Source organism: Bacteroides sp. BFG-606 (assembly GCF_024788145.1).
Lineage (GTDB): Bacteria > Bacteroidota > Bacteroidia > Bacteroidales > Bacteroidaceae > Bacteroides > Bacteroides vicugnae.
The window spans coordinates 155,248-167,975 of sequence record NZ_JANUIL010000001.1 but is presented as its reverse complement, the minus strand read 5'-3'; the positions used below and the strand labels follow the sequence as shown (position 1 = coordinate 167,975).

5 protein-coding genes and 2 pseudogenes are annotated in these 12,728 nt (G+C 36.7%); all 7 read right to left on the bottom strand.

Annotation, left to right across the window (positions count from 1 at the left end):
- Positions 1-56: 56 nt before the first annotated feature.
- Positions 57-1,469 (bottom strand): RagB/SusD family nutrient uptake outer membrane protein, encoded by a 1,413-nt coding sequence (locus NXV01_RS00635; RefSeq protein WP_074638703.1) that lies wholly within the window; start codon positions 1,467-1,469, stop codon positions 57-59.
- A gap of 20 nt (positions 1,470-1,489) precedes the next feature.
- Positions 1,490-4,324, bottom strand: a pseudogene (locus NXV01_RS00630) (SusC/RagA family TonB-linked outer membrane protein); the annotation flags it as partial.
- A gap of 451 nt (positions 4,325-4,775) precedes the next feature.
- A complete protein-coding gene (locus tag NXV01_RS00625) occupies positions 4,776-5,276 on the bottom strand; it encodes a lipid-binding protein (protein ID WP_074638015.1) in 501 nt (166 codons plus the stop codon).
- A gap of 10 nt (positions 5,277-5,286) precedes the next feature.
- Positions 5,287-5,979, bottom strand: coding sequence for a BT_2262 family domain-containing protein (locus tag NXV01_RS00620; RefSeq protein WP_074637983.1), 693 nt, complete (start codon positions 5,977-5,979; stop codon positions 5,287-5,289).
- Positions 5,980-6,003: 24 nt separating this feature from the next.
- A complete protein-coding gene (locus NXV01_RS00615; protein WP_074637981.1) occupies positions 6,004-7,500 on the bottom strand; it encodes a SusD/RagB family nutrient-binding outer membrane lipoprotein in 1,497 nt (498 codons plus the stop codon).
- Between the two features lie 12 nt (positions 7,501-7,512).
- Positions 7,513-10,503, bottom strand: a pseudogene (locus NXV01_RS00610) (SusC/RagA family TonB-linked outer membrane protein); the annotation flags it as partial.
- An 851-nt stretch (positions 10,504-11,354) separates the two neighbouring features.
- The gene (locus NXV01_RS00605; protein ID WP_195649174.1) at positions 11,355-12,542 is read right to left on the bottom strand and encodes a site-specific integrase; all 1,188 of its coding nucleotides are present in this window, start codon (positions 12,540-12,542) and stop codon (positions 11,355-11,357) included.
- Positions 12,543-12,728 lie beyond the last annotated feature (186 nt).

The following is a 12,728-nucleotide window of genomic DNA, read 5'->3' as shown; positions in this document are numbered from 1 at the left end:
AGGTCTCATCTTTTACTTAAAACTGATCCTTATATTAAAGACAATTTTAAAAAGTATTATCGAGGTAGATTATTACTCCACCCCTCTGTTTGTATAACTCCAAAACCTGAATTGACTTCAAAAGAAGGTATTGGGTACACAAATTTTGCGATGTTGAAATTAGTGTACGATCCATCTGCTACACTAATAATTTTGCCTAATCTTCTTGCATCAAAGAAGCGATGTCCTTCTTGAACCAGTTCTAATTTTCTTTCTTTATCAATGGCATCAATAACCGTTTGATCCTCTGCAATTTCACTGTCATCCAAGTCCGGGTTTCTTTTTGCAGCTACTTCTAATAGTTTTTCTTTGGCTTTGCCATAATCAGGAGTTGACTGTTTTGCATATGCTTCTGCCTGTATTAAATACATTTCAGGCAGTCTGAAAACCGGCAAATTAGAAATCTGATTATTGGTTGTAATACCACGCATTTTTCCACCAGTCCACGTATCGCCAAGAAGTGCCAGACGAATATCATTAGGTGAATATTCTGCTATTGTTGCGCTGTTAATAGACAAACCGTATTTATTCCATAAAGTATTCAGAGCATTAGCGGACAAATAATCATCTTCGGCTTTTGCTATAAAGAAAATGTCTTCTGTCGAAACAGCTAATGTCGTGTACATATTCTTATAGTCTTCTTTGGTTGATACAATTGTACCGCCACTTAGGGTTATTGCCTCTTGAGCCGCTGTAATAGCCCCTTCGTAATTTTTCATATAGAGTTTTACGCGAGCTTCAAGTGCAGCAACTGCAGCCGTATTCATATACTGTTTACCTACATTTTCAACACCTTCTTTAGCATAATATTCTTTAGCCTTCGTTATATCATCAAGAATCAGGCTATAATTTTGTTCTACACTGACTCTTGACACCTGTGAATAGGCAGGAACGGGTTCAGTAACGTTCACGATACCTAATGTCGTTTTATTGGCTTCCGAATATGGCAAACCGAACATATTAGTCAAATAGAAAGAGCAGAGGGCTTTAATTGCATAGGCTTGAGCGATGCATCCTTCCACTTCTGCCAGATCCCCCTTTGTTACTTCTTTAAATGAAGCACCTTCTTTAATGATACGTGCACAACGGTCGATAGCCCAATATCCGTATGCCCATATTTCTTCTATGTATGAATTAGTATCCAGTATCTGATAGCGGAAGATGTCATAGAAATGAGACGTTGCAACGGAATGTGAAGTGATATCCGTTGGCGCATCTCCAATTGCTAATACATCACGTCCCAGAAAACGATATGAACCTAATGTGTAATATACACCATTTAGAGCATTCTGAAAATCTTGGGTAGTAACCAAGGCTTCTTCTGTCGGAACAGAAGTTGATGGCGTTTCTGTCAAGAAGTCATCGCATGCGGTGAATGAAATTGCCATCCAACCGGTTAATAAAGCAAATAATATTTTCTTCATTGTCATAAATTTCTAAAGTTATTTTTTTAGAAGCTGAGATTAAGACCGAACATGATATTTCTAGCTACAGGATATGCCCAAGACTGCATACCGGTAGATCTAGTTTGTGGATCAAATCCTATAAAATCTTTAGCAGTGATAGTGAACAAATTGTCAGCAGAGATATAAACTCTTAAATTGTCAATAGCCACTTTATTCATAAGGTTCTTTGGAAGAGTATATCCTAAAACCATGGATTTCATTCTTAAATAAGAACCGTTCATTAAGAAACGGCTGGAATTAGTTTCTGCTCCCGAGTTGTCTCCAGCTACGAATTTGGGTACGTCGGTTATATCTCCCGGCTTTTGCCAGCGATTGTCATAAACATAGTTAGACACCGGGCCTAAGAAATAATGTCCAACCTGCATGTCAAATGCAAATCCGGAGTTATACACTTTATTTCCTAGGGTGAAACTGGTATCAAAAGAGAAGTCAAAACCTTTGTATTTGAAATTCATTCCAAAGCCACCATAAAATTTAGGATCGGCGGAACCTACAATTCGCTGACCGGCCTCATTTACATTTTTTGTTTTCTCATCCCCTTCTTGTCCTTTATACCACATTGCTTCTCCTGTTTCAGGATCCACTCCTGCATATTCCGGCATATAGAATGTATTATATGCTTCACCAACTTTTCTGATAGTTAGAGTATTCTCAATTGGTTTTTCTGTGGCAAGTTTTATGATTTTATTTTTATTTGCCGTACCAGTGAAACGAACATCCCAACTGAAATCCTTATTTCTAAGTACGTTAGCGTTAATCAAGAATTCTATACCTTTGTTTTCCATCTCACCTACATTTTTCAGAATAGACCCGAATCCAGTTGTGTAAGAAAGTGGTACATCAAATATCATATCTTTTGTCCGTTGGTTATAATAGTCTACTTCGAGTGTCAGTCTTTCGAAGAAAACAGCATGGATACCGATATCGGCTTTCGCAACAGTCTCCCATTTAAGATCCGGATTGGCTATTTGGTAAGGAATAGCTCCAGGTTTGCCATTATAAGAATATCCATAATTATACAATCCCATTGCTGCATAATAACCAATATCCTGATTACCTACAGTTCCATAACTACCTCTGATAGTCAAATCTGTCAACCAGCTTTTGGTGTTTTCCATAAAGCTTTCGTTAGAAATACGGTATTTTGCTCCTATAGACCAGAAAGGAGCCCATTTGTTGTTTATACCAAATCTCGACGAACCGTCATAACGGAAACTGCCTGACAGATAATATTTATCATTCAAATTATATTCTGCATTCATAAAGAATGAAGAAAGAGTGCTTGCTTTGGTTGAAGATCCCGCCCCTGTTGGTTTGGAAGCATTGTCCAGTTCAAAAACAGCATCACTAGGATATCCACTGGCAGCTGCATAAATTGTTCTATAAGATATTTTCTGTGCTTCTTGTCCCAACAATACATTCAAATGATGCATGTCTTTGAAAGTGCGGTTGAAGTTTACGGTATTGGTAATGGTTAAGGTTGTTGCCCTTTCTTGGTTTCTTTGACCAAGCATACCGCTACCGGAATATTGAGGATTATAAATTGAACTGTAAAAGAACTCGTCCAAGTCAATCAGGCTCAATCCTGCATTTGTCTTCCATGTTAAGCCATCAATAATATTATAAGTAAAATATGGATTCACAACCAATGTAATCTGCTTTTGATTACGTTTATCACCTTTTTCTTTATCGTTAATAGCTACAGGATTATAATTAACATTTGTATTATATGTTCCGTCTTCATTGCGCACCTGTTCAAACGGACGGATGTCATATACTGCTACAATAGGATTAGTATATTGGCTTTCAGTCATCGTGTTGTTTATATCGGAGAGTGCTCCATTCACAGAAAGTCCATATCCTATCCGCCCGCTTTTTCCATCTAAACTAATACGTCCGCTATAGCGTTTCATTCCAGTTCCGATGACGATACCTGTATTCTGAAAATATCCTCCACTAATATAATAGCGCAAATTTTCATTCCCACCTTGAGCACTGATATCATATTCTTGTGAAAAACCATTTTGCAGAATCTCCTTCAGCCAATCCACACTCTTGATATTTTGCGTCAAGTCCACATTATACCAATCCATAACATAGGCATTCAGCCATTCAGCAGAAGTCATGCCATCTTCACCGTCATATCCTGCATTTGTTAGTCCTTCAGTCCAGATTTCTTTGTATTTATCCAGATTTGTCGTACGGTAATCATGATTTATCTTACCAATAAAGCTAGTTCCGACTTTTGCGTTCACATTAAAACGCGCTTTTCCCAGACTACCTTTTTTAGTAGTAACTACAATTACTCCATTCGCTGCACGAGCTCCGTAAATAGCCGTTGCTGTAGCATCCTTCAAAACTGTGATGGACTCAATGTCGTTAGGATTGATATTAGCCATCGGACTTGCTGCCATATCCCCTGTTCCGGCTTTGTTATAAGCTCCCATTTTGTCTGTGTAGATGGCAATACCATCAATTACATATAAAGGTTCAGTTCCGGAGTTCATTGAACCGACCCCACGAATAGTAGTAGAAGCATATGCACCAGGTTGTCCAGTCAAGCTGTTTACTTGTAAACCAGCAACTGATCCTTCCAAAGACTTCATAAAGTTTGCATCTGTTTTTTTCATCAAGTCCTTGTTATCCACCGTTTGGGCAGATCCCGTAAATGCCGCTTTTTTAGTTACCCCATATCCGGTTACCACAACCTCATCTATTAGCTGTGCATCAGATTTGAGAATCACTCGCAAATTGGGCTTTATCGCCACTTCCTGAGTCTGCATGCCGATATACGAAATCTGCAAAGTCTTTGCAGAACTAATAATTTTGTAATATATTGAATGCTAAACAGTTATCATTCACGCAAACACGTGAAAAAAAAAGTATTATTTGATTAATAATGAACTAGATATTTAATTAACAGCTGATTACAAGAAAAAACGCGAACAGTTCATTTTGCATATGTGATACTATTTCTCTACCCAAATAACACACAATGAGTTAATAATCAGGTAAATAATAGTTTAACTAAAAATATTTATATAGGGTAAGTAGTATCTTGCTGTTTTCAGGCATCTTCATTTGTATATAATTAGTCAGATATTAGTAAACCTCTCAATAAAAATGTTGTTTGCTCTTTTTATTCTAGTGGAGATAAATCTCTTGTAAATATTGCAAAACTTTTTCTCCTTATATATTTAATGATTATGAGATATAAAAGGCCACTCCGAAATTCGAAGTAGCCTTTTATATGATTGTACGGTTTTCTAATTAGAAATCGTCAGCAGGAAATCCAGTACGACGGAATCCGGAAACTTTATAAGTTAATCCATTTTCATCGTCATCAAACTGTACCATGTATACAATACTATCAGCAGGCATACCACTAGGAGTTGTCGCTGCATTCTCTAATACTTTCCCATCACTGATCTTTACTTTAGATTCATAAATAACATTGTTCACAAAATCAGGAGTTGAGAAAGTCCGCTCGGCATAGTTCACATTCACTTTCAATTTATACTCCCAAAAATTATTTAAATCATCCAACCACATTTCAGTATTACTGTTGCTAGCGGTATTATAAGTACTCATTTGTATATGTCCGGCACCATATGGGTCTTCTACTTCTTCTCCATCAATTATTGCATTCACTGTAACCCACCAGTCACCAGCCATTTTTTCAATAGCAGTACCACCTGGTTCTGTGTCGTCATCACATGCCACAACTGTAAAAGCCAGTGAAGCCAAAAGCAATATCATATATTTCTTCATAATCATATTTTTATTTTTTTACTATAATATCAAAAGATAATTGACCGGCATAATCGATGCTCCATCTCAAAGTTCCTGTTGCAGGATCCAACGATGTATTAGTCATTTGATCCATAGAGTCTCCCCAGCCTGCAACATAACTTTCTATAGGAGTAATGGTATTGTCTTCATTTAATTCAAATTTTCCAACCATTGCATAATCTGGTCCGTAGCCTGTACGCTGATCATACCAGCCTCCCAAGAAATCCGTGATATAAAATATTCCCGGTTCTATTTGAAATATTACAATCTCATATCCACTAAAAGCCACAACTGAAGGAACTGTCCGTTTGCTTCCTTCAGCCAAAGTATAAATCCCGGACTGTAGTGGAGAAGGAGTGTTATCTGCCACATATACTGTTCTCGTAAAGGTTTTGGCAAAACCATCTTCATTATATGCCGCATACACTAAGTTATAAATACCCGGGGTATTTACATCAACATTTCCTTTTATCTCTACGGATGATGTGATATCTTCCCCATTCATTTCTGCGTAGTATCCAGGCTCTACATAAGGTTGCCCTTTTTCTAAAACAATCTTTGTGTCACCCAGTCTTTCTAACGTTACGAAGTAGGTAACCTTGGAGGTATCATCCGTTGATTTGTCGCAAGACCCGAAGACAAACGACAAACATATCAATATGCTATATGCTATTTTTTTCATATGTAAAACTTGCTAAGTTATTTTTTATTTGATATCCCACCAGACAGGAGTACTTCCCGGTACCCCTGCAGGAGTATTTGCATTCTGTTGACGTGCACTTAACGGATAAGTCATCCGTTTCATCAGTCCGCCTGCTTCCAGCCCATTGGTCCATGGTGCAACTAAATCTCCCGGAGTGTATATTGATTCATTAGCTTGTATCTGTGCTGCCGAATAAGAAGATAGTTGCGGACAATCTGTGCGTCGGATCTCACTCCATGCTTCCATGTGGTCCATATAGAAAAGAGAAACCCATTTCTGCATATAAATCAAATTCAGTTTTTCAACTGATGTGGAAGCTGTAGACCATGCACATGCTCCCTCTAAGATAGTGTTCTCTTGTCCTGTAAATCCGCGAACAGCAAAATCAGCAGTTACCCCTGCTTCATATGCACTTTTCGCATTTGCGTCATCATTCAGAAAGCGAATATAAACTTCTGCTATTAAGAATTGTAATTCAGCCTGAGTAAAAAAGTAAACAGGTTTTGTTGGACCGATGGAATAATCAATAGCACTTACATTTTTATTTTTCCAATTATCAGTACCCAATATGCTTTGCATATGTGTTTTTCCTCCAGGAAGTTGTCCGACATATTTTCCATCTGCATCCGTTTTGTTAATACCATAGGCAATACGTGGGTCTCCTGTACTATTCAAATAAGAAATCAGCGGATATGCAGCGCAATGATTACCCGTCAATCCTACTGCATTTGTATTATACCATGGATTACGTTTGTCTGTTTCATCTACAAAGCAGTCTAATTTAACATCTCCGGTAAAGAATTCATTGTTTTGTACCAGATTTTTCACTTTCTCTGTGTAAGAGGCAACGTCTATATTGGCATCAATGAAACGTAGATACATACGAAGACGGAGAGCATTGGCAAATCCTTTCCATTGAGCAAGATCCTTATTGAACACCAAATCCGGTACGTCCATACCACTTCCATCCAAGGCTGACTCTGCTGCATCCATTTCATCCAATACGCCTCTATATACAGTTTCGCCATTATCCCATTTGGGTGTTGCATTGGCATTCCCTTGCAAGGCTTCAGAATAAGGCGAGTCGCTTGTATTGTCTACCATTATTTGAAAAGCGTACGCTCTCAAGATAGTGGTGGCAAAACGGTCTGCCGGATTGGTCGTCTTTTCCAAAACCTGTTTGGCATCTTCTAAAGCACCTGCAAACAAGATTCTATATGAATAGTCCATTTGCTGTGATGATTCTGTAAAAGTGTACTCACATAAAGTATTGTATTGGTTCGCTTCCGGCTTTTGTTCATAGTATTGGGCGAAAAAGCCTGCATAATTATAAATTTCTCCTCCTACTGCCGAAGCGATAGAAGCACTAATGGAAGGGAATATCAAGTCGGCTGTTACCTGATCGTTCATCGGATAGTTCGGGTCGTTGTTGATATCCAAGTCGCAACTTGTAAATAATGCCGTTGTTGCCAATGATGCATATAATAATATTTTCTTCATATTTATTCCTGTTTAAAATTTAACCATTAAGTTGAAACCGAAACGGCGTGAGCTAGGATTAGCTGTGTATTCTCCATAGTTACCTTCAAGATCATTACCAAATGAAGTCATTTCGGGATCAATAAATGTATTGCTGGATGGGGTCCAGATGAATAAGTTATTACCATATGCGGAAACTTTCACTGCCTGAAAAGGTGTTTTGGCCAGCCATCTTTTTGGCAAATCCCAACCTAATACTACAGAGCGAAGTTTTACATACGATTTATCTACAAGGAAGCAACTTCCCAGATCGGAACCTCCGTCGCCCCAGTATTTATAAATATTAGAACTGGTAATGGGCGTTGTATTTTCTACGTAAGTAATTTGATCTCCATTTACAATCTTATTTACAGAGTTTGGCACAATAAAAGGATTTCGATCGTTATAAGTAGTCTGGATTGCATTACCTGTAAAATAATTAATATCTTTGGTACGTGAATACATGACTCCACCCTGACGGATATCAAAGTCAATACCCAAGCTTAAACCTTTGTATCTCAATGTTGTAGAAACGCCCATTTGATATTTATTATTCATATCTCCACAGATTCCGAACTCACCAGCTTCAACAGGTAGACCTGTTGAAGAGTTGACAACAACTCGTCCTTGAGGGTCGCGTTCAGCTACTTGCGCTTTGAATACTCCGACAGGCATTCCTGTAATAGCGTACATACTAGTTCCCCCATTTAATCCATAAATATTTGTAATACCACCCAGTTCTTCAGGCAAACTGATTACTTTACTCCAGTTCTTTGTAAAGTTCCATGTTAGTTCCCAACTGAAATCTTTAGTTCTGATCGGAGTTCCACTAATTAACAATTCTATACCACGATTTCGTATCTTACCTAAGTTCATGTTTTGCGCTGTATAGCCTGAAGCCGGATCCATGGCTAAAGAAAAAATCTGTTTGTCAGTATTACGATTATAATAAGAAACATCGAAAGACAAGCGATTTTTGAAGAAAGCCATATTTAAACCGATTTCAGCCTCTGTCGTCATTTCCGGACTTAGTGTATTACTACCTAAAATGTTACCTGCCGAATAAGCATTGACACCTCCTAACGGGAAGGTGAGGTATCCAAAAGGTATTCTATTTGAAGATTGTGCATATACAGGATTAACCATATACACATCAGCATCATTACCGGTTTTACCCCAGCTGGCACGTATTTTACCAAAAGAAATGATATTGCTTAAATCACTATTTAATAATTCGCTGAAAATGAAACTACCGGTAAAACCCGGATAGAAGAAACTGCGGTTCCCTTTCGGAAGAGTAGAAGACCAGTCGTTACGAGCTGTAACTGTCAGATACAGCATGTTTTTCCAAGAACCTTCAAACTGTCCGAACACACCCATCAGACGTCTAAGTTCCAAATGTTGTTCAACAATTGGAGTTTTACCAGAATTCTTCAAGTTAAACCATGTCGGGATAGTCAAATCGTTTACCTCCGAATATTGGTAAGAGACTTTACGCTCATTTCCATTGAATCCGACTAACGCATTGATATTAAAATCACTGATCGGCATATTGAAATTAACCATAATATCTTGATTAATTTCACGACGCCGGGTTATCTGTTCTGTATATTGTCCTGTCTCACCAGAGAATGGACTACTGGAACCTTGTCCTTCTCCGTTGGGTGTTCCTTCGTAATAAAGAGCATATAAATTAGGTTTTCCTTTATCGCTCTGGCCGGTTGTAGTATCCAATCCCATACGATATGTGAATTTGAAATATTTCAAGAATTCATAATCTAATTGGAATTTGCCATAAAATCTTTCAGATTCATATTCGTTCAAATAATTTTCCAGAATATAATATGGATTCATCACGCCATAAGGAGTATAATAATAGCCCGGAGTGTTAAACGGATCATTCTGGTCTTCTAGCCCTATAATACTGACATCGCGTGGTGATTGATAGAGGGAGTTCAGCATAGAGAGCCCTTGCCCCGTAGTAGCAAACTTATTTTTCTGATAGGCATAGTTTAATGAAGAAGAAAATGTTAATGCGCCTACCTTATGGCTGCCACGTGCGGAAAAGGTGTATTTGTCATAACTGTCAGCGTCTGTTGGAATCATACCATCGTCGCTAATTTGAGAGAAAGAAACATAATAATCACTTTTGTCTGTTGCTCCATTAAATGAAAGGCTATTGCTATACCTGAACCCGGCATCAAAAAAGTCTTTAATGTTGTCAGGCATTGCTACATAAGGCTTCAACTTTTGCGAGTTATTATACACATTTCCCCATAATTGCATTGAACCATCAAAACGAGGTCCCCAAGAACCATTTTCCAACTCCGTATGGTTACCGTTCCATCCCATACCAAATTCATTCTGAAATTCCGGTAAACGTAAAATTGTAGACCATTGTACACCGCCATTGTACTCAATACCAACACCTTTATTCTTTCGTCCACTTTTCGTTGTGATCATGACTACACCATTTGCAGCACGACTACCATATAAAGCAGTTGCTGCCGCACCTTTTAGAATTGTCATGTTTGCCACATCATCCGGATTAATAGCGTTTGCTCCATTACCAAAATCATATCCGCTGTTCAAACCATCTGTAGAATATACTGTAGAGTTATTCAATGGTACACCATCCACTACATATAATGGTTGATTTGTACCCGATAGTGAACTAACACCACGAATAATTACAGAATTTGAAGAACCAGGATCTGATGAAGTACTGGAAATCTGAACCCCCGCAATTTTACCTGCTAAACTTGACATAACATCGGAAGTACGACTCTCCGCAATTTTGTCACCTCCCACAGAAGTCGCAGCATACCCTAATGCTTTTTCGGAACGTTTAATACCCATTGCTGTAACAACAACTTCATCAATTTGCTGGGCATCAGACCTAAGTACTACCTTTAAATTAGATTTGATAGCTACTTCTTGAGTCTGCATACCAATGTACGAAATCTGCAAAGTCTTTGCAGAACTAAATACAAGTATAATATATTGATTACTAACAATATACACCTATCTACTTTCCTGTGACAATAAATCTTTTGTTGTGGTTATTGTGCAGATTATCAATATGTTAAACACCTGTCAAACATATTAAATTGCTGATTTATGATACCAGATTTCTATCAAAAATAGGACATAACCTTCTATTAATTAATTGTTTAAGCTCTTATCTTATATGATATAAACTAAAAATTATTTCCATCTTAACGCTTGAAGATGGGTTTTCTTGTTCTAAATTATATCCAATAATTACTGATTATAATAATATATCCATTAGTAAACAATAACCTATGAAAAAGAAAAACTCCAAATGAAAAAATGCATATTTTATTACTGTATATTTTTAAATATGCAGGGGCGGACTCAAATCTTCCTCAAAATCGTAGAGAATATGATTGATGAATATTCATATTGAATGGTTATATACTTATTTTATATCAAATAGATTGCATAATTACATATAACTATATCAAAGGAACCATTTGTCATTTATCTGATGAACAAATGGTAGAACCAAAAATACCGAATTTTAGTAGCTATTAGAGGTCGTCAGGTTTATAAATTAGCTTTTAATCCTTTCCTTTTAAAGAAAGCAAAGGCTTCTCTACGACCAATGACTCGTTCCTTTTAAAGGAACGCTTTATTCCTTTAAATGGGACGAGTAATAATATTCGTAATAATAATGTATATTTAGATTATGTATATGCGTTTTCGGAACTTATATTGCATATCCTTTCATTTAATTATACACACTTTCTTCTATTAGAGAAAATTATACCTTCCATTTCTAAAACCAAATCTTAAAAACAGAACACTTTCGTTTAGGCTTTGTGCTTATTATTATTTGAAGAGGCAGTTTTCTCGAGATCACGCACCACTGTAATATCCATTATATTTGCATATACCTGTGTGGTCTTTACACTTTTATGCCCTAATAGTTTTTGTACAGTAGTTATATTGGCACCATTATATAATAATAAGGTAGCATTTGTATGACGGGCGGTGTGAAACGATACACGTTTATCAATTTTAGCCAGACCTGCCAATATATTTAATTCCTTATTAATATTAGAATTGTCTTTTAACTTGAAAAAACTGTTGAGGTCATCTTTATAGCGTTGCAATATTTGGATTCCTTTACCTTCAAATAATAAATATAAAGGAAGACGTACTTCCATACCTGTTTTGACAGATTTGTATATTATCCAAGTTTCCTGATGAAACTCAACAATATTTGCAGAGGTCAGATTAGTGAAATCAGAATATCGTAATCCTGCATAACAACAAAATAAAAATGCATCTTTTGTTTTTTGCAGTCTCGTATATCTTCCTGTCAACTGTAAATTCTCAAATTTGTGTAACTCTTCCGGAGCTAAGTGTGTATGGCTTCCTTCTATACTTTTAATTTTATATTTTCTAAAGGCATACTTCTGTATATCCATATACTCCTTATTTATTGCAACATTAATATATCGTTTCAGATGCTTCATGTGCTTGGCAATAGTATTAAGGTGATAACCTTTAGATTGCAGGTAATTATCAAAGGAAGACACAAATTCAAATGTCAAATCGGTAAATAATACCTCTTTCTTGAATTCCTGAAGTAATTCAAGCGTGGAAAGGTGATTTTGACGGGTACTCTCTTTCAAAGAAGAATTAGCTATCTCCTCTTTAAAAAAAGTCAAAAATGACCTTCCATTGCTTAGGGGTTTATCAATAGAATTTTTTAATAAATCTAACGATATGGACTTTCCCTGTTGCCATAGCCCGAGTTCTGTTTGCTCAATAGCCGCTATATTTTCATATAACATACGATTCAAGACATTCGCATTAGGATGATTCCTTACCATTTTTCGTTTGGTATCCCACTGTTCCGGTTTGAGATATATTTTGGTGGAGAAATACATTTTTTTTCTGTTCAAGTAGGCCTCTACCTGAACTAATGCCATTCCTCTTTTATTCAATCTCTTCTTTCTGTTAAACACAAGGTTGTAACTGATCTTTTCCATACTTTTATTTTTTAATTAATAATAGAACAAATTAGACGTGATTCTGTGCTATATTAGAGGCAAATAAGCATTAATATCTCTAAAAAATAAATCCTCAAATCACTTGGTATTCACAAAACTTAAAATTAAATGCCACTTTTTTATTCCTTTTTTTGCGGAAAAAGCAAAAAGAACAACTTTTAAAGA

Coding starts and splice junctions, on each gene's coding strand:
- NXV01_RS00635 (WP_074638703.1), bottom strand. CDS start 1,469: ATGACAATGAAGAAAATATTATTTGCTTTATTAACCGGTTGGATGGCA.
- NXV01_RS00625 (WP_074638015.1), bottom strand. CDS start 5,276: ATGAAGAAATATATGATATTGCTTTTGGCTTCACTGGCTTTTACAGTT.
- NXV01_RS00620 (WP_074637983.1), bottom strand. CDS start 5,979: ATGAAAAAAATAGCATATAGCATATTGATATGTTTGTCGTTTGTCTTC.
- NXV01_RS00615 (WP_074637981.1), bottom strand. CDS start 7,500: ATGAAGAAAATATTATTATATGCATCATTGGCAACAACGGCATTATTT.
- NXV01_RS00605 (WP_195649174.1), bottom strand. CDS start 12,542: ATGGAAAAGATCAGTTACAACCTTGTGTTTAACAGAAAGAAGAGATTG.